This window comes from Granulicella sp. L60, from assembly GCF_009765825.1.
Classification (GTDB): Bacteria; Acidobacteriota; Terriglobia; order Terriglobales; family Acidobacteriaceae; genus Edaphobacter.
Window position 1 is genome coordinate 234975 of record NZ_LMUR01000003.1, and the last position, 17700, is coordinate 252674.

Sequence of the window (17700 nt, forward strand, 5' to 3'; positions counted from 1 at the left end):
TCGGCTAGGTACTCTTTTCGATGATGGAGTCGGGTTGTTGGGCGTACTCGGCCCAGGAACCGTCGTAGAGGCTGACTTGCGGTGCGCCGATGACTGCAAGGCTGAGGGCAATGACGGCAGCGGTGACGCCGGAGCCGCAGGTGGTTGTGATGGGCTTTTGCAGGTCGATGTTTTTTGCGGTGAAGAGTTCGTGGAGTTTATCGGCGGGTTTGAGGTGGCCGTCTTCGAAGAGTTCGGTGAAGGGAACGCTGGTGGCGCCGGGCATGTGGCCGGAGCTGAGGCCGGGGCGAGGTTCGGGGGCGGTGCCGTTGAAGCGGGCTGTAGAACGGGCGTCGAGGATCTGCTGGTGGGTGGCGATCTTTTCTTTGAGTTGGGCGAGGTCTTTGACGGCGTCGCGGTTGAGGTTGGCGTGGAAAATAGCGGGTGCGTGTTGGACGGGGCCGGATTCGATGGGGAGGCCGGCTTCAGTCCAGGCGCGGAGGCCACCGTCGAGCAGGTAGACGTGCGGGGCGCCGAAGGTGCGGAGAGTCCACCATGCGCGGGGGGCGGAGAAGACACCTTCCTGTTCGTAGACGACGATTGTGGCGTTGTCAGCGACGCCCAAGGCGGACATGTTGCGGGAGAAGGCTTCGGCGGTGGGAAGCATGTGGGGGAGCGGGGTGGTGTGGTCGGAGAGCTCTTCGATGTCGAAGAAGATGGCGCCGGGGAGGTGGGCGGCGAGGTAGCGGGCGTGGGTGTCGATGGTGGGAGTGACGCCGGCGGGCGGGAGGGTGGCGTCGAGGATGACGGTGTCGGGGTTGCTGAGGCGGGCGGCCAGCCAGGTGGGGGTGACGAGGGGGTTCATGGAGATTAGATTACTGCGTGGGTGGCTGAGAGAGGCTGGAGGCAAGTGCGGTCGTCCTTTGGGCGATGCCCACATCTCAGGGGCGAGACAGGGGGCACCCGGCTGGTGCGTTGGCTTTGGTTCGGAGGGGTACCCCCCTGGGGGGGTGGGTGTGGCTAAACTCCTTTCTTTCAGGGAGATGCGAAAACGGGTGCTTGTAAAAATGTCTAAACAAAGGACTTATAGCTAAATATGTCCATAATAAGGACTTACGCTCGGTCGGCTGCTCGCGGGTGAGTTGCTGGCCGAACTTTGAACTCTATATCTATTATTGCAGCTGGATAGAAACTAGTACGCCACGTGAATCTCCGCGGCTGGCGCGGGTTTTCGATGGTTTGGGGGTTGACAGGGAGGAGCGGGAGTTTTTTCAATGGGCTTGCTGTGCCCATATTTTCGAGTGGGGTGGAGGAGTGCGGTCGTCCTTCGGACGATGCCCACATCTCAAAATCGAGATATGGGGCACCCGGTAGGAGTTCCTCGAACGAATCCGTCTCGAATCTTAGCATGTTAGATAATTTCGAAAATACTAATATGTTTACTTGAAATAATCAGATAATATATGTTTTTAGTATTATGTCTAGGGGGATTAGTGGAATACACGCTCGAGTATGAGGCAGCTCAGAAGTTGGCTGTAACGGCCGCGAAAGTTTTGCAACCTCGCAGTCCAATTCGAACGCGCGAGTTGTTTGCTGGGCGTTGGAATGAGTTAACGACGGTGGCTAATTCCGTTGCTGAAGTCGGTCTTCATGCATTGATTTACGGCGAGAGGGGTGTTGGGAAAACCTCGCTTTCAAATGTGATTGCGCCGACAATCTGGGCCTATGACGATACTGATCCGCCCGCGCCAAACCCCAAACTGCGCTTAGTAATAAAGGCAGTTACTTCTAGCGGAGACGATTTCGCAGCTCTATGGGAGAAACTTTTCAAGGAAGTCCTATGGCGCGACGACAAACCTACTAGCGGTTTTTTACCCGGCCCGAAACCGGCGGTCAACATATTGCAAGCGTACGGTCTGCAACAACAGTCTTTGACTGTCGACACAGTTCGCCGCGTATTGACTTCGCTTCCGGAAGGCGTCTTTATCATCGATGAATTTGATCGAGCAGCGCCGGAGACATCTCGAGAGTTTACTGATCTTATAAAGGCACTCTCAGACTTAGCGGTCGATGTCACAATTGTTCTGGTAGGAGTTGCTGATACGGTGGATAAGCTAATTGCCGACCATGCATCTATCGGTCGTCAATTAGTACAAGTTCATTTGCCACGGATGCTTGCCGATGAACTGAGAGGGATTCTCACCTACGCGGAAAAGTCACTTCCGGTGAAATTTAATGACGAGGCGTCCGATCTCATCATTAAAACATCACAAGGTCTTCCTCACTACACGCACTTAATAGGTCTTGAGTCTATTCGGCACGCAGCGCTTAAGCGCTACTCAAGCCAAATAACTCGGATGGACGTATTTGAGGCGCTTAAGACTGCAGTGAAGCATGCCGAACAGTCGACGGCAGCCAAATATGCGAAGGCCACGCACAGTGCGCAAAAGGATGCCCTTTATAAACAGATAATCCTTGCATGCGCTATTACTGCTACTAAATCGATGGACTCGATGGGCTACTTCAACCCTGCAGCTCTAGGCCCTACTTTGGGCAAAATTTTAAATAGAGCTGTTACAGTCGCAACATTCAATAATCACCTGAGCGACTTCATGCATGCGAAACGAGGTAGTGTTTTGGAACGCGAGGGTCAGGCCCGTAGTTATAGATATCGTTTTCAAGATCCTCTCCTCGTCCCCTATGTTTTTATGCATTCATTGGCAACTGGTTTGATAACTGACAAGGAACTCTTAAAGATGTTGGTCTAGTCTGCGCGCGGTCACAATTCCATGGCGAATTGGTGGGAGGGGTCGTAGGTATTGGGTTTGGGTTCGGTGGAGAGGTCGAGGATGAGGCGCTCGAGGACGAGGAGTTTGTTGGCGGGGGAGCTGCGGAGTTCGAGGTCGGCGCGGGCGACGAGGCGGATGGCGCGGGTGAGTTCGCGGCGGGATTTGTAGCGGCGGGCTTGTTTGATGAGGTCTTCGGCGGCGAAGGGGGGCATGCGGAAGCCCTGCCATAAGACCTGCCAAATGGCTCGGGAGTCGCGCACGTTTTTTTCCGAGATGATAAGCATCTGGCGGAAGGTGCGGGCGAGCATGTAGAGATGGCCGATGGCGGCGTCTTCGCCACCGTCGGAGGCGTTGAGGAGGCCGTGGAGAAGGAGCAGGGCGCGGGGACGGTCCTTGGAGGAGATGGCGTCGGTGAGCTCGTAGAGGCTGCGCTGCTTGGCGGCGAGAACCATGGTTTCGACGTCGCCTAGGGTGACGCGGTTTTTGGCTATGTCTGTGCCGCCGGCGCTGACGTAGAGGAGGAGCTTTTCGAACTCGCTGGCGATGAGCATCATGTCGGCGCCGAGGGAGTCGACGAGTTCGCGGGCGGCGTCGGGATCGAACTTTACGGAGCGGGATTCGGCGGAGGTGGTGACCCACTTGATGGCGTCGGTGTCTTCGACGCGGGCTAGTTCGACGAAGCCGCACCAGTCGCTGAGGGTCTCGCGGATGCGCTCGTAGCGCTCCTTGTCCTGGTAGTCCATCTTGCGGAGATCGGTGGGGATGCGGAGATGGTCGGCGACGAAGAGGATGACGGCGGAGGGGTTGGGTGAGCGGAAGTAGGCGTCAATGGCGGCGAATTCTTCTTTTTTGCTGCCGCGGCCGTAGAGGGCTTTGAGGTTGCGGACGAAGAGGACCTGGAAGGGCGCCATGAGGGAGGGGGTCTGGGCGCGGTCGAGGATCTCGAAGATGCTGGTGTCGGCGAGGTCGAGGTCGTGAAGGCAGAAGTCGCGAGTGTCTTCGGGGGCGAGGGTGGCGAGGACGGCTTTGCGGCAGCGATCGTAGAGGAAGACCTCGTCGCCAATAAGGACGTAGCCGGGGCGCAGGGCCGCTGGCGAGGCGATTTCGGCGACGAAGCGGTCGACGCTGGCGAAGGATTTGAGAGAGGCCATTAGAACGACTCCAGCATATCGCTAACTACGGCCTGGGCGAAGTCTTTTGCGACGCGTTTGACGGCGTAGCCGTCTTCCTGGATGAAGCCGCTGAGGTCCTGGGTGGACTGGTACTGCTCGCGGTAGACGATGGAGTCGTTGCGGTAGAGGATGCGGCCGTCGTGGGCGGTGAGGACGACCTTGGCGGTGATGGTGACGAGGTAGCTGGAGGACTGGCCGGTGTTGGAGTCGTAGGTGAGGGGGGCGACGGCCTGGGTGAGGATGGTGCCGTGGAGGGTGGCGTCGGCGTCGGTGGTGTCGGCGTTGATAATGCGGTACTTGGTGCGGGTGTCGAGCTCGCGGATGGTGGCCTGGGTGAAGGCCATCTCGGTGTGGAAGGCCTGGGCGTTGGTGGCGAAGATGGGGACGGCGAGGGAGCGGACGTCCGCGGGGATGTGGGTCGCGGAGCCGGCCTGGTGGTAGCCGCAGCCGGTGAGGAGGGTGACGAGAAGGAGGGTGAGGGTGCGCATGCGGCTCTTTTCTATTGTCGCACTGGAGTGAGGCGTGGATTTTTTGCAAAAAAGTTGGGTGTGGTGGAGTGGGTTTTTATTGGGGTTTTGCCAAAAACGTGGTGGCTGATCGTGTTTTTTTGCATGGTGGTCGTGGTAAAGATGTGGTGATTTGTGTGGCTGGAGATGCAGGCGGAGAGAGGGGCGAAAGATACGACAGGTATTCGAGATTTATTTTCGAGGTCTTGAGGGTAATGGCGTGTGGGGTTTGCGCGGGTGTGAAGTGTGAGGGAGCGGTTCGGGCGTGGTGCCGGATTCGGCGTTTGCATCCTATGGGAAGTACGCGGAACGGAAGAACGATAAAACGAGACTTGAGGACTTCCTATGTATCACCATGTCAAAAAGCTGATGTACACCGTCAATATTGGCGAACCGAATGTAAAGTTCGGCAACATGCTGCTGGAGCAGTTTGGCGGAGCGAACGGGGAGCTGGCCGCTGCCATGCAGTACACGATTCAGGGATGGAACTGCGTCGACGATCTGGGTCGGCGGGATATGCTGCTGGATATCGGGACGGAGGAGTTGAGCCATCTGGAGGTGGTGGGTGCGCTGATTCGCATGCACCTGAAGCCGCTGAAGACGAACCGAGAGGCTGCGGAGGCTGATCCGCTGGTGACGATTGCGGGCGGAGGTGGGGTGGGGCTGTTCGACTCGATGGGGAACGCCTGGACGGCAAACTATCTGAAGATCACCGGGGAGCTGGATGTGGATCTGCGGAGCAATATTGCCGCGGAGGCTCGGGCGAAGATCGTGTACGAACGGCTGATCGATCATACGGACGATCCGGGGACGATCGATACGCTGCAGTTCCTGATGACGCGGGAGATTACGCATATGAAGGCGTTTCAGGCGGCGTTGGACAGCATCGAGAAGTCGCCGTTCTCGGTTGGAATGTTGCAGCCTACGCCGGGGATTGTGGATGAGTACTTCAACGGTTCGACGGGAGACGGCAGCGAGGGCGATACGGATATGCGCGGGCCGTGGACGTCTTCGTTTGGGCTGCATCCGGTGGAGTCGCAGATGAACGGCGGTAAAGGGCTCTCGGTTGGCGATATCGATGGAAAGATCGATGGCGAAGACCGGGGCAAGCAGGATGAGGCACAGAAGGCGACGACTTCTCCGAATGGGTCGGCTATTGGGAAGAGGCAGGCCGGAGGTGCGAAGGCGGCTGATAAGAAGGTGTTGCAGGGTCGATAACTGTTGGGAAGTTGTTGGTTGGAGCAGAGGCAGCCTTATTGGCTGCCTTTCTTCGTTGGCTAAATGCGTTGGAGGTGGGTGTCTTTGAAGAAGGTGGGGTATTTGAGGCCGTAGCCCAGGAGGCGGTCGAGAGCGATGTGGGCGATCCAGATGAGGGCTATGGCTGGGGCGTTCTGCCAGTGCTGGAGATAGCTGGCGATCAGGAGGGCTATGGGTAGCGCGAGGTTGTGGACGAGGTTGTAGGTTGTGGCTCCGAGGCGGGGGGTTATGAGGTAGCCGAACATGAAGAGGTCGGGTGCCAGGAACAGGATGGCGAAGAGGAGCCAGCTGTAGTGCAGGTGCTGGTAGGCGAAGAGGGCGGCGGCTAAAAGGATGGCTTCTTCGATGCGGAGGAGGATGGCGGGGCGGGTGAGCACGGATTTGTCTCCTGAGGAGTTGGCTGGCAACTGAAGGCTTAGCTTGGATCTTCACGTTAAGGACGGGCAAAGGCAAACGCGAGATACAGGGGGCCTTCGCTGCGCTTAGGATGACGAGGTAAAACAAACAACTGCAGGAACGAGGTAAAACAAACAACTGCAAGAGCAAGGACAAGAGCTGGCTAGGGGAGGTTGTACATTCCCACCTTAGCGACGATGAAGCTGTCGCGAAGATGGGGCACCCATTGATTTGTGGCTATAACTGGAAGACGACAAAAGCAACGGCGTGCTGCGCGCACGGCGCGATCTGCCATCGAGGCTGACGCGCCTTCGGCGCCATTCTGGGCGTTGATTTTTGTTTGTTCGCCAAAAGAGAATGGCAGCCTGGTGGCTGCCATTCTCTTTGCTTGTTTGGTGTTGGTTAGGCGGGGCTGGGTTGACCTTCGCCGAAGCCGGGCTTGCGTCCGCCCTCCGGCTTGAGGATCTTCTGGGTCTCGCCACCGTCGCCTGGGTTCACGCCCGATAGGGCAGACTTGGCGGCGGGAAGCTCCTTGCCTTCGATGATGAGTTTGATCTCGGCGGCATCCAGGGTCTCACGCTCGAGCAAGGCGGCTGCCATGCGGTGCATGATGTCCTGGTTGGACTCGAGGATGGTGTAGGCAGACTTGTATCCGGTGTCCACGAAGCTGCGGACCTCGGCGTCGATCTGCTTGGCGGTGTCGTCGGAGAAGTCGCGTGACTGACCGATCTCGCGGCCGAGGAAGACCTCCTGCTCCTTCTTACCGAAGGTCATGGGACCAAGCTTGGACATACCGAACTCGCAGACCATCTTGCGGGCGAGCTCGGTTGCGCGCTCGATGTCGTTGCCGGCACCGGTGGTCATCTGCTTGAGGAAGATCTCTTCGGCGCAGCGTCCGCCCATGAGGGTGGCCATGCGGGTTTCGAGATAGTCCTTGGTGACGGTGTGCTGGTCTTCCTCGGGGAGGTAGACCGTGACGCCGAGGGCCATGCCGCGGGGGATGATGGTGACCTTGTGGAGGGGGTCGGAGTGCTCGCGCAACGCGGAGACGAGGGTGTGACCGGCCTCGTGATAGGCGGTGACGCGCTTTTCTTCGTCGGTGAGGAGCATGGACTTGCGCTCGGCGCCCATCATGACCTTGTCCTTGGCGACTTCGAAGTCATACATGTGGACGGCCTTGCGGTTGAAGCGGGCAGCGGTGAGAGCGGCCTCGTTGACCATGTTCGCGAGGTCGGCACCGGAGAAGCCGGGGGTTCCACGAGCGAGGATGTTGAGGTTCACATCTTCGGCCATGGGGACCTTCTTGGAGTGGACCTTGAGGACTTCTTCGCGGCCACGGATGTCGGGACGATCGACGATGACGCGACGATCGAAGCGGCCCGGGCGGAGAAGTGCGGGATCGAGAACGTCGGGGCGGTTGGTTGCCGCGACGAGGATGACGCCGTCGTTGGACTCGAAGCCGTCCATCTCGACCAGGAGCTGGTTGAGGGTCTGCTCACGCTCGTCGTGTCCGCCGCCGAGGCCTGCGCCGCGGTGACGTCCGACTGCGTCGATCTCGTCGATGAAGATGATGCAGGGGGCGTTCTTCTTACCCTGTTCGAAGAGGTCGCGGACGCGGCTTGCGCCGACGCCGACGAACATCTCGACGAAGTCCGAACCGGAGATGGAGAAGAAGGGAACGTTGGCTTCGCCTGCGACTGCACGGGCGAGGAGGGTCTTGCCGGTGCCCGGAGGTCCGACGAGGAGAACACCCTTGGGGATGCGTCCGCCGAGGCGCTGGAACTTCTGCGACTCGCGGAGGAACTCGATGATCTCCTTGAGCTCTTCCTTGGCTTCGTCTACGCCGGCGACGTCCTTGAACGTGATCTTCTTCTGCTGCATGGAGAGCAGGCGGGCGCGGGACTTGCCGAAGCTCATCGCCTTGTTGCCGCCGGACTGCATCTGGCGCAGGAGGAAGAACCAGAGGCCGAGCAGGAGCGCGAAGGGAGCGATGGAGATCAGCAGGTTGACCCACTGGTTGGGGCTCTGATCCTTGATGGTGATATTGACGCCGTGATCGCGCAGCGTCTTGTACATGTCGGGGTAGTTGCCCGGGATGGTGGTGTGGAAGAGATTCTTCGCGTCGTCGCGATAGTGGCCCGTGACCTCAGGACCGTTGACGATGACGTCGCCGATCTTGCCTTGGTCGGCGTCGTTGAGGAGCTGCGTGAGGCTGATGGTCTTCTCCTGGCCACCGCCAGTTGTTTTGACGACGACCTGCCACAGGAAGAAGAGGCAGGTGATCATGAAGACCCAAATCAGAATTTGTTTGACGGTCGAGTTCAAAGCGAATTTCCTCATTTTTTCTAGTCTACAGCCGCCAATGATCGCATTGGTACGTGTAAGGCGAGCTTACCGACAACTGCGCGAAAGGAAGCTAACAACGGTTAGACGGCGGCTGAGAAGGAATGTCTGGGCTGATGGGTAATTCTTGATTGTCAGTGCCAGGCCTGCTTCAGTCAAGTGATTAGATTCTACTCCCGGGCTTATGGATTCGGGATGCTAAATGGATATTCCACATGACTTTCGTGTGATGGAGGGTGAATTTTTGTCCTGAGGGGTTATTCGTGCAGGAAGAGGCGGAGTTCGCGGGGGGAGCGGTCGGCGCGGAGCTGGTGGGAGAGGTGGAGGGTGGAGCCGGTGCGGGCGGCGACGGTGGGGTCGGTGCGGAGGCCGCAGAGGGCGAGGAGGCGGGAGGTCTCGTCGAAGCTGAGGCGGGCGCCGAGTTGGCGGGCGGCGGCTCGGAGGACGCGGCGGCGGAGGGCGGGGTCGAGGGTGCGGAGGCGGTCGAGTTCGATGGAGATGGAGGATGTGCCGGGGGTGGTGCTGACGGAGCGGCCTCCGCCGCGGACGGGTTTTCCGGGCAGGAGAAGCTGGGGGAGGATTCTGCTGAGCTCGGTCTGCCAGCGGGATTCTTCTTCGCGGGCGAGTTCGGCGAGGTTGGCGAGGGTCTGGTCGAGGGACGGGTTGAGGGTGCGGAGCTGGGGGAGGATCTCGTGGCGGATCTTGTTGCGGGTAAAGGCGATGTCGGCGTTGGAGGAGTCGTTGCACCAGGGTTGATTGGAGGCTTGGAGGAAGGCTTCGATGTCGGCGCGGGGGGTCTCGAGGAAGGGGCGGAGGATCTTTCCTTTGGGGAGGTTGAGGACGGGGTGGATGGCGGAGAGGCCTTCGGTCCAGGCGCCGCGGAGGAGCTTCATGAGGACGGTCTCGGCCTGGTCGTCGAGGGTGTGGGCGGTGAGGATGGCGTCGGCTTGGTTAGAGGTGAGGAGGGTGGTGAAGTAGGCGTAGCGGAGGTTGCGGGCGGCCTCTTCGAGGCCTTCGCTGGTGGTGGCGATGCGGGTGGGGACGTCGGCGCGGTGGAGATGGAGGGGGATGTTGAGGCTGGCGCAGAGGTCCTGGACGAAGCGCTGGTCGGCATCGGCCTCTTCGCCGCGGAGGCCGTGGTGGATGTGGAGGGCGGAGAGGCCGATGCCGAGGCTGGCGCGGGGCGTGGCGTTGGCGGCGTGGAGGGTGAGGAGGAGAGCTACGGAGTCGGCACCGCCGGAGATGGCGGCGCAGATGCGGTCGCCGGGTTTGATGTGGGTGCGGTCGAGGGGGAGGATGGCGGGCATTGTTTCTATGTTATGGGAGATGCTTTTTAGACGCTGTTAGAGGCTTGTCTGCCGGACGGGCCCACTGCACTTGCCATCCCACAAACGAAGACCTGTTTGTGGGGACCCCGGTTCGGGTGGGCGTTCGCACGCTTTTTTAACCTTCGGGCGGGTCTCCCGTTGGTCGGCAAGGGAGATGTTGCTGCGGGGTTTTATACTGCTTCGATGTTCGAGACGAGAGTGGCTACGGTTGAGGATGCGGAGTTGATTGCGCAGCAGAGGCGCAGCATGTTCGTGGATGCGGGGCAGGCGGAGGATGCGAGTCTGCAGCCGATGGTGGAGAACTTCGTCCGGTGGGTAAGGCCAAGGCTGAAGGATGGGAGTTACATAGGGTGGATCGTTGAGACGGTGGAGGAGGACAGGCGCGTGGCTGCGGGAGCGGGGATGTGGATGATGGACTTTCCGCCGCATTGGATGGATGCGGAGCCGATGCGGGCGTATCTGCTGAACTTCTATGTGGAGCCGGTGTTTCGTGGGGAGGGGCTGGCGTATGGGCTGCTGAGGATGGCGGTGGAGGATGCGCGGAGGCGAGGGGTGAAGGTGGTGTCGCTGCATGCTTCGAAGTTCGGCAAGCCTATCTATGAGCGCAACGGGTTTGTGCAGAGCAGCGAGATGTTGCTGCGGCTTGAAGAGTAGACGCCGGGGTCAGAGGTTGCTGGCGGAGCCGGCGTCGCTGCGGGGGCCGCGATTGTTTTGCATCGGCGGTTGCATGAGGCGGTTGAGCTGTCGGATGTCCATGCCCAGCAGATAGATTGCCCTGGATATGGAGACTGCGATGATGATTGCGAATAGGTAGATCAACATGGCTTTCTCCTTTGGCCGCGATTTTGTGGTCGTTCATGCCGGTTGCGGGAACGGGGCTGCTGAGTAATGCGGATAGGAGTGGTGATTGGGGCCATGCTTTAGCCGGGATGTGTCGGTGGAAGCGAGGGCGAGGGTTGCGGGAAGCCAGATAGATACGCTGTGGTGGAGGCGGCGTCTTGTATACTTCGCTGGTTATGCGAGTTTTTGTGATACTTCCGGCAGCAGGGATGGGAACGCGGATGGCCGCGGGTACGGGGTCGACGGCGGCTCCAAAACAGTTTCTTGAGATTGGCGGAGTGCCGGTGCTGGTGCGGTCGGTACGGGCGTTTCTTGCGGTGGCGCGGGTGGACGCGGTGTGCGTGGCGGTGCGGGCGCAGGAGCGGGAGCGAGTGCAGGCCCAGCTGATGGAGTACAAGCTGGGCGCGCGGGTGCATATGGTGGAGGGTGGGGATAATCGGCAGCAGTCGGTGAGTAACGCGCTGGCGGCGCTGGAGTGCGATGCAGAGGACGTGGTGCTGGTGCATGATGCGGTGCGTCCGCTGATCGACCCGGCGACGATTGAACGGACGATCGATGCGGTGGTGAAGCATGGGGCGGCGATTGTCGGGCTGCCGGCGGTGGATACGATCAAGCAGGTGGAGCGGACGGCGGATGGGGCGATTGTGACGTCTACGATTCCGCGGGAGCGCGTGGTGCAGGCGCAGACCCCGCAGGGAGCGCTGTTTGGGCTGATGCGGAGAGCGTTCATTGAAGCGGAGGCCGATGGCTTTGACGGGACCGATGAGGCCAGTCTGCTGGAGCGGGCGGGGATCGAGGTTGCGGTGGTGGCGGGTTCGGCGAGGAACTTCAAGATTACGCAGCCGGGGGATATCGAGCTGGCGGAGTTTTATCTGGGACGGTAGATAGAGGAATCGAAGAAGCCGAACATAAATTGGCGGAATCGGTGACAATCAGTATTGAGTCTTTTTGGCTCCTGAGATGACGTCATGATGAGAATTGGTTACGGGTTTGATTCGCACGCGTTCAAGGCGGGGGTTCCGCTGGTGATTGGCGGCCTTGCGATTGAACATCCGGAGGGGCTGGCCGGCCACTCGGATGGGGATGTACTGCTGCATGCGATCACCGATGCGCTGCTGGGCGCGGTCTCGGCTGGAGATATCGGAACGTTTTTTCCGCCGAGCGATCCGCGGTGGAAGGGTGCGGCTTCGAGCGTGTTTTTGAAGACGGCGCTGGAAGAGGTGGCGACGGCGGGGTACAAGATCGTCAATATCGATACGGTGCTGGTGATGGCGCAGCCGAAGATTGTGCCGATTGCGGGCGAGCTGCGGGAGAGCGTGGCTGCGTTGCTGGGCGTGGAGCCTGGCGAGGTGGGGATCAAGGCTAAGACGCCGGAAGGACTGAACCAGGATCACGTTGCGGTGGCTCATGCGACGGTGTTGCTGGAGAGCCTGGCGATCTCGGAGCCGGTGGGTGTGATGGCCGCGACGGCTGATGCGGACGATGAGATCAATGATGTGGTGAAGACGCTGGTGGGTGAGTCGCGGGACGTCTCGGCGCTGGGGCGGAAGGTGACTCCGTTTGATACGGATGATCTGACTTAAGGATCTGAGAGGCTTTGTCCTGCCGAACGGGCCCACTGCTCGTGGGGAGGTCACTTCGTGACTTTTGTACCGGTCGGGGAGATGCTTTCTTCTTGGGGCCTCCCGTTGTTCGGGTTGGAGTGTGCTCCTGGTGGCTAGGATTTCACGATGGCGAGGGCGAATCCGTCGTAGCCCTTGAGGCCTACGGTTTGGATCGCTGTTGCGTCCAGTCTGGGGTTGCTGCCTAGCTGGTCGAGGAAGGTGCGTGTTCCGGAGACGATTGGGTCGGCGTGGTTTGGGTCGAGGATGTCGCCGTCGCGGATGACGTTGTCGCCGATGATGACGGTGCCGGGACGAGAGAGCTGGAGCGCCCACTGCAGGTAGGCCGGATTGTTTGGCTTGTCGGCGTCGAGGAAGATGAGGTCGAAGGGTGTGACGTCTTCGGCCTGGAGTTGCGCGAGCGATTCGAGTGCGGGACCTACGCGAAGATCGACGAACGGCGTGAGTCCTGCACGCTCGATATTTTCGGCGGCCACCTTGGCGTGGGCTGGGTCGAGTTCAAGTGTGACTAGTCTGCCTCCTGAGGGGAGTGCGCGGGCTAGCCAGATGGTGCTGTATCCGCCGAGGGTTCCGATCTCCAGGATTCGTGTTGCGCCCTGCATGCGGGCGAGCAGATGAAGCAGTTTGCCCTGGTTCGGCGCGACGTCGATGGCGGGTAAGTTGGCCTTGGTGTTGGATTGCACGGCGTCGTCGAGCACCTGGTCTGGGTGGACGAGTGCTTCGGTGAGGTACTCATCGACGGCGGTCCAGAGATTCTGGCCTTCGGGTTTCTTCGCAGCGTGAGCTGTCGCCATATTTTGCTCCATGCTCATCAGCATAGAGACAGTTTGCTGTGCGGGCAATCGTGCGCGATGCGGGCGCATGCTAGCGTGTTGGATAGAGAGTTGCGTGTACGAGGAGTGGGAATGCGAATCGGTTTGGCGTTGATGATGGCGATGGTGTCGAGTGGAGCGGCGCATGGGCAGACGGTGGCACAGGCTCGGTTGATGGACGCTCCGAAGGTGGCGGATTGCAAGGTGGAGGGTGCGGAGTGGGCGACTCCGGCGGAGAAGAGTTGTTATGCGACGACGCCGGATTATGCAGAGACGATGGCGTATCTGAAGCGCGTGCAGACTGCGGCGCCGGGGCAGGTGAGGGTGGAGGGGTTTGGAAAGACGGGTGAGGGGCGCGAGCTGGATATTGTGATCGCTTCGAAGGATGGGGTGTTCGATCCGGCTGCGATCCATGCGGCGAAGCGGCCGATTGTGCTGGTGCAGAACTCGATTCACGCGGGAGAGATGGACGGCAAGGATGCTTGTCTGGCGCTGCTGCGCGACATGGTGATCAACAAGACGAAGGCCGCGCTACTGGAGCGGGCGGTGTTTGTGTTTATTCCGATGTATAACGCGGATGGGCATGAGCGCAGGAGTCCGTATAACCGCATCAATCAGGAGGGGCCGGCGGAGATGGGGTGGCGCGGCAATGGGACGAATATCAATCTGAACCGCGACTACCTGAAGGCGGATGCGCCGGAGACGCGGGCGTTTATGGCGATGTTTCATCGCTGGCTGCCGGACTTTTTTGTGGACGACCATGTGACCGATGGTGCGGACTATCAGTATGACGTCGCGTTCACGATCGACGATGGGCCGAACGTTCCGAGCGGCACGGCGAAGTGGGTGAAGGAGGTTGCGACGCCTACGCTGGAGAAGTATGTGGATGCGCATGGGCATCTGGCCTCGCCTACGTACATCACTTTGGTGAACGATAACGATCCTGCGGATGGGCTTGGGTTTAATGACGATCCGCCGCGATTTTCGACGGGGTATGTGGTTCTCGAAGGGCGCCCGGGCATGCTGGTGGAGCTGCATATGTTGAAGGACTATAGGACGCGGGTGACGGGGAACTACGAGATACTTGCGGGTCTGATGGAGCTGATGAATCGCGATGCGGACAAGGTGATTGCGCTGAACGCTGCGGCGGACAAGGAGGCCGAGGGGCTTGGGTCGCATCCGTTGAGCAATGTGAGGTATCCGCTGGCGCTGGCGTGGGACGGGCAGACGACGCCGTTTCTGTTTCGCGGATACAAGTACACGCGGGAGTTGAGCGCGGTGTCGGGCGCGATGCGGGTGGAGTACACGCATGAGCCCTGGAACGTGTCGCTGCCGTTTCAGACGGGGGCGAAGGTGGTGACGGAGACGACGGTCCCGGCTGCATATATTGTGCCGGTGCAGTGGACGAAGGTGATTGATGTGCTGGCAGCGCACCAGGTGCAGATGGAGCGGACGACGGCGGCGTGGACGGGTGAGGTGGAGACGTATCAGTGTGCGGGGATGACGTGGCAGGACCCGCCGTTTGAGGGACGGCATCCGACGTTCAACGGCGAGGCGATGCATGGGCCGGGCAAGTTTGGGAGCTGCGTGCTGGTGCGGGAGAAGATGAGTTTTCCGGCGGGGTCGGCTGTGGTGCGGATGGATCAGCGGCTGTCGAAGGTGGCGCTGGAGTGGCTGGAGCCGGCGGCGCCTGACTCGGCGTTGCAGTGGGGGTTCTTTGATTCGATCTTTGAGCAGAAGGAGTATGGCGAGGCGTATGTGCTGGAGGTGCTTGCGCGCGAGATGATGGCGAAAGATCCGAAGCTGAAGGCGGAGTTTGAGAAGAAGGTGGCGAGCGATCCTGCGTTTGCTGCGAATGCTTATGCGCGGCTGGAGTTTTTTTATGAGCGAACGCCGTGGTTTGGGGCGAATCGTGTGGGCATGTATCCGGTGGGACGGTTGTTGAGTGTGGATGGGGTGCCGGTGGCGAGGTGATCGTTTCGCTGGCTAAGGCGATGGGCTATGATGGTGGGCTTCGAGTGGCAAACGAGGTGAGCTATGCATGATCTGGTCGTCGATCTGATTGCGGTTGCGGTCTGCGGAGGAGTTGGGGGATTTGCCAATGTGTTCATTGGGGACTCGGGTCTCCACCTGCCGACTATCGAAGATGGCATCTTTCGTCCGGGGTATATCGGTGTTGTGTTTGTAGGCATCGTGGCTGCTGTGGGAGCTTGGCTGGCGACGCAGACCTCGGCGCTGACTGGGAATCTGACGCCGTCGCCGCCAGTGACGCTGCGACTGTCGGAGTTGAGTACGGCGCTTATTGTGGGGTTTGGCGGGGCGCGGTGGTTCAAGTCGGAGGGCGAGACGACGATCTTTCGCAGGACGGCTGCGGTGGCGGCGAGCAGGAGTGCAAACAACGAGGCGGCGGCTGCTATTGCGGTGGGGACGCCAACGGAGGCGCTGAGTGCGGCGCTGAGGATGCAGTGATCTTTGGCTGATCTTCCAGCAGTGAGGGGCGCTTTGTGCTGGAGGTGCGGCCTGGGGCTGGGTCTTCGGTATGGATTTGTGAAATATCGTATTTCACCGGAGGCGCGGTCAGGATAGACTGCGAACATTCTGAATTTTTGAGGGATTCGATGAAGAGCAGGATTGCACTGGTTGTGTGTTTGCTGATGGTGGTTGGGCGCGGCGCGTTGGCGCAGGCTCCGGCGGGTCAGGAAGAGTTCATCAAGACGCACTATGCGAAGTTTGAATATCGCATTCCGATGCGGGACGGCGTGAAGCTGTTTGTGTCGGTGTATACGCCGCAGGCCGGTGCGTTCAAGGATGCGGGGCCGTATCCGTTTTTGATGACAAGGACGCCGTATAGCTGCGCGCCGTATGGTGAGGACCAGATGCCGAAGCGGTTGGGGGTGAGCCAGGAGCTGCTGGAGAGCGGGTACATCTTTGTGTGCGGGGATGCGCGTGGACGCTATGAGAGCGAGGGCGTGTTCCAGGAGATGAATCCGCACATCGACGATAAGAAGTCGAACAAGGATGTAGATGAGTCGACGGATATGTACGACACCGTGGAGTTTCTGCTGAAGCATGTGGATAACAACAACGGCAAGGTTGGGATTACGGGGATCAGCTATCCGGGGTTCTATACGTCGGCGAGCATTATTGATTCGCATCCGGCGATCAAGGCGGCTAGTCCACAGGCTCCGATGACGAACCTATTCTTCAACGACGATGGCTACCATGGTGGGGCGTTTATGCTGTCGGCTAACTATGGGTTTTATGTGTTCTTTAATCCGCAGAAGAATCCGACGCTGCCGGAGAAGCGTCAGCCGTTCGACTTCGGTACTCCTGACAGTTACAAATTTTATTTGAAGGCGGGGCCGACTGAGAGTCTGGATAAGGCGTTCGATGGGTCGAACTTCCTGTTCCACGATCAGCTGGTGCATACGACCTACGATGAGTACTGGAAGAAGCGCGATCTTTCCCTGCATATGAAGAACGTTCATGCGGCGGTGATGACGGTGGGCGGGTGGTTCGATGCGGAGGATCTGTCGGGGCCGTTCAAGACGTTTCATGCGATCGATGAGTTCAATCCTGGCGCGGTGAATACGCTGGTGGTGGGGCCGTGGACGCATGGCGGCTGGTCGATCTGGGATGGCGACAAGCTGGGCGATGTGAACTTCGGCTCGAAGACGGGGGTGTTTTTTCGGTCGCAGATTCAGTTTCCGTTCTTCGAGCATTATTTGAAGGGGCACGACGGCGGGGTGTTGCCGAAGGCTTATGTGTTTGAGACTGGTTCGAACGTCTGGAAGAAGTATGATGCGTGGCCACCGAAGTCGGCTGCTGCGAAGACGCTGTACTTCCATGCGAATGGAGGGCTGAGCTTCGAGGCTCCGTCGGAGAAGGCGGGAGTGGATGAGTATCTGAGTGATCCTGCACACCCGGTTCCGTTTGTGAACTTTACGACGGATTCTGTTCCGCAGCGGTATATGGACGACGATCAGCGTTTTGCTTCGCGGCGTCCGGATGTGCTGACGTATGAGACGGAGCCGCTGACTGAGGATGTGACGATCGCGGGGCCGGTTCGACCGAAGTTGAAGGTGGCTTCGACTGGGACGGATGCGGACTTTGTGGTGAAGCTGATCGATGTATATCCGAACGACTACCCGGATCCAGCCTCGGATGCGGTGGGGAAGAGAGTTCTTGGTGCGGCACCGATCTTGATGGGCGGCTATGAGCAGTTGGTGCGGGGCGAGCCGATGCGGGCGAAGTTCCGCGATAGCTGGGAGAAGCCGACGCCGCTGACACCGGGGAAGATGGTGTCGGTGAATGCGGAGATGCCGGATATCAATCACACCTTCCGCGCGGGGCATCGTATTATGGTGCAGGTGCAGAGCTCGTGGTTCCCACTGGTGGATCGGAATCCGCAGACGTTTGTGGATATACCGTTTGCTAAGCCGGAGCAGTTTGTGAAGGCGACGGAGAGTGTGTATCGCAGTGCTGATGCGGCTAGTGGGGTGGAGGTGCTGGTGGTGCCGCAGCACTAATTGCAGCTATGTCTTATTGGCTGATGCAGCCGGGGCATGAAGGCAAACAAACAGAAGCAGATCTCTACGGGATGACAAACAAAAGGACAGGCAACAAACGCTAAACCAAGTGAAAAGATCCCCCTTC

General features: G+C 59.6%; 16 protein-coding genes. 8 read left to right on the forward strand and 8 right to left on the reverse strand.

Translation table 11 applies throughout. The features are described 5' to 3' along the window. Positions 1-4: 4 nt before the first annotated feature. Positions 5-889 carry a 3-mercaptopyruvate sulfurtransferase gene (gene sseA, locus GSQ82_RS01745; protein ID WP_254061350.1) on the reverse strand — a complete coding sequence of 295 codons (885 nt, stop codon included), beginning with the start codon at positions 887-889 and terminating at the stop codon, positions 5-7. Positions 890-1472: 583 nt separating this feature from the next. Here sseA and GSQ82_RS01750 point away from each other — a divergent pair. Then, positions 1473-2747, forward strand: a complete 1275-nt coding sequence (locus GSQ82_RS01750) for an ATP-binding protein (RefSeq protein ID WP_158790287.1) — start codon at positions 1473-1475, stop codon at positions 2745-2747. Between the two features lie 11 nt (positions 2748-2758). On the opposite strand, the gene holA is transcribed toward GSQ82_RS01750, so the two are convergent. Together holA and lptE are read right to left on the reverse strand one after the other, a co-directional pair. Further along, positions 2759-3919, reverse strand: coding sequence for a DNA polymerase III subunit delta (gene holA / locus GSQ82_RS01755; RefSeq protein ID WP_158790288.1), 1161 nt, complete (start codon positions 3917-3919; stop codon positions 2759-2761). Continuing rightward, the gene (lptE, locus tag GSQ82_RS01760) at positions 3919-4428 is read right to left on the reverse strand and encodes an LPS assembly lipoprotein LptE (RefSeq protein WP_158790289.1); all 510 of its coding nucleotides are present in this window, start codon (positions 4426-4428) and stop codon (positions 3919-3921) included. The genes holA and lptE overlap by 1 nt, the downstream gene beginning before the upstream one ends. Before the next feature lie 363 nt (positions 4429-4791). On the opposite strand from lptE, the gene GSQ82_RS01765 reads away from it, so the two are divergent. After that, positions 4792-5664, forward strand: a complete 873-nt coding sequence (locus GSQ82_RS01765) for a manganese catalase family protein (protein ID WP_158790290.1) — start codon at positions 4792-4794, stop codon at positions 5662-5664. A gap of 59 nt (positions 5665-5723) precedes the next feature. Here GSQ82_RS01765 and GSQ82_RS01770 read toward each other — a convergent pair whose 3' ends face one another. The 3 genes from GSQ82_RS01770 to tilS all read right to left on the reverse strand — a co-directional run bounded on the left by GSQ82_RS01770 (position 5724) and on the right by tilS (position 9749). Beyond that, the gene (locus GSQ82_RS01770) at positions 5724-6080 is read right to left on the reverse strand and encodes a DUF4260 domain-containing protein (RefSeq protein ID WP_158790291.1); all 357 of its coding nucleotides are present in this window, start codon (positions 6078-6080) and stop codon (positions 5724-5726) included. Positions 6081-6501: 421 nt separating this feature from the next. Then, a complete protein-coding gene (ftsH, locus tag GSQ82_RS01775) occupies positions 6502-8424 on the reverse strand; it encodes an ATP-dependent zinc metalloprotease FtsH (protein WP_158790292.1) in 1923 nt (640 codons plus the stop codon). Positions 8425-8699: 275 nt separating this feature from the next. Continuing rightward, positions 8700-9749, reverse strand: coding sequence for a tRNA lysidine(34) synthetase TilS (tilS, locus tag GSQ82_RS01780; protein ID WP_158790293.1), 1050 nt, complete (start codon positions 9747-9749; stop codon positions 8700-8702). A gap of 219 nt (positions 9750-9968) precedes the next feature. On the opposite strand from tilS, the gene GSQ82_RS01785 reads away from it, so the two are divergent. Further along, positions 9969-10424, forward strand: a complete 456-nt coding sequence (locus GSQ82_RS01785) for a GNAT family N-acetyltransferase (RefSeq protein ID WP_254061351.1) — start codon at positions 9969-9971, stop codon at positions 10422-10424. Between the two features lie 9 nt (positions 10425-10433). Here the strand turns inward: GSQ82_RS01785 and GSQ82_RS01790 are convergent, their stop codons facing one another. Further along, positions 10434-10592: a hypothetical protein gene (locus GSQ82_RS01790; protein WP_158790294.1), complete on the reverse strand. Its 159-nt coding sequence runs from the start codon at positions 10590-10592 to the stop codon at positions 10434-10436. A gap of 194 nt (positions 10593-10786) precedes the next feature. On the opposite strand from GSQ82_RS01790, the gene ispD reads away from it, so the two are divergent. After that, a complete protein-coding gene (ispD, locus tag GSQ82_RS01795; RefSeq protein ID WP_158790422.1) occupies positions 10787-11494 on the forward strand; it encodes a 2-C-methyl-D-erythritol 4-phosphate cytidylyltransferase in 708 nt (235 codons plus the stop codon). Positions 11495-11581: 87 nt separating this feature from the next. Further along, positions 11582-12193: a 2-C-methyl-D-erythritol 2,4-cyclodiphosphate synthase gene (ispF, locus tag GSQ82_RS01800; protein WP_158790423.1), complete on the forward strand. Its 612-nt coding sequence runs from the start codon at positions 11582-11584 to the stop codon at positions 12191-12193. 134 nt (positions 12194-12327) lie between these two features. On the opposite strand, the gene GSQ82_RS01805 is transcribed toward ispF, so the two are convergent. After that, entirely contained in the window at positions 12328-13026 is a 699-nt protein-coding gene (locus GSQ82_RS01805) for an O-methyltransferase (protein WP_174243019.1), read from the reverse strand. 111 nt (positions 13027-13137) lie between these two features. On the opposite strand from GSQ82_RS01805, the gene GSQ82_RS01810 reads away from it, so the two are divergent. The 3 genes from GSQ82_RS01810 (at position 13138) to GSQ82_RS01820 (ending at position 17573) form a co-directional block, all read left to right on the forward strand. Further along, positions 13138-15018, forward strand: coding sequence for a M14 family metallopeptidase (locus GSQ82_RS01810; RefSeq protein ID WP_254061352.1), 1881 nt, complete (start codon positions 13138-13140; stop codon positions 15016-15018). Between the two features lie 63 nt (positions 15019-15081). Continuing rightward, a complete protein-coding gene (locus GSQ82_RS01815; protein WP_158790295.1) occupies positions 15082-15513 on the forward strand; it encodes a hypothetical protein in 432 nt (143 codons plus the stop codon). 149 nt (positions 15514-15662) lie between these two features. Next, on the forward strand, positions 15663-17573 hold the full coding sequence (locus tag GSQ82_RS01820) for a CocE/NonD family hydrolase (RefSeq protein ID WP_158790296.1): 1911 nt from the start codon (positions 15663-15665) through the stop codon (positions 17571-17573). Positions 17574-17700 lie beyond the last annotated feature (127 nt).

Excerpts from the sequence above, each read along its gene's own strand:
- GSQ82_RS01790 (WP_158790294.1), bottom strand. The coding sequence starts at position 10,592 with ATGTTGATCTACCTATTCGCAATCATCATCGCAGTCTCCATATCCAGG.
- tilS (WP_158790293.1), bottom strand. The coding sequence starts at position 9,749 with ATGCCCGCCATCCTCCCCCTCGACCGCACCCACATCAAACCCGGCGAC.
- GSQ82_RS01820 (WP_158790296.1), top strand. The coding sequence starts at position 15,663 with ATGAAGAGCAGGATTGCACTGGTTGTGTGTTTGCTGATGGTGGTTGGG.
- GSQ82_RS01805 (WP_174243019.1), bottom strand. The coding sequence starts at position 13,026 with ATGGCGACAGCTCACGCTGCGAAGAAACCCGAAGGCCAGAATCTCTGG.
- holA (WP_158790288.1), bottom strand. The coding sequence starts at position 3,919 with ATGGCCTCTCTCAAATCCTTCGCCAGCGTCGACCGCTTCGTCGCCGAA.
- GSQ82_RS01765 (WP_158790290.1), top strand. The coding sequence starts at position 4,792 with ATGTATCACCATGTCAAAAAGCTGATGTACACCGTCAATATTGGCGAA.
- GSQ82_RS01810 (WP_254061352.1), top strand. The coding sequence starts at position 13,138 with ATGCGAATCGGTTTGGCGTTGATGATGGCGATGGTGTCGAGTGGAGCG.
- ispD (WP_158790422.1), top strand. The coding sequence starts at position 10,787 with ATGCGAGTTTTTGTGATACTTCCGGCAGCAGGGATGGGAACGCGGATG.
- GSQ82_RS01815 (WP_158790295.1), top strand. The coding sequence starts at position 15,082 with ATGCATGATCTGGTCGTCGATCTGATTGCGGTTGCGGTCTGCGGAGGA.
- lptE (WP_158790289.1), bottom strand. The coding sequence starts at position 4,428 with ATGCGCACCCTCACCCTCCTTCTCGTCACCCTCCTCACCGGCTGCGGC.
- ispF (WP_158790423.1), top strand. The coding sequence starts at position 11,582 with ATGAGAATTGGTTACGGGTTTGATTCGCACGCGTTCAAGGCGGGGGTT.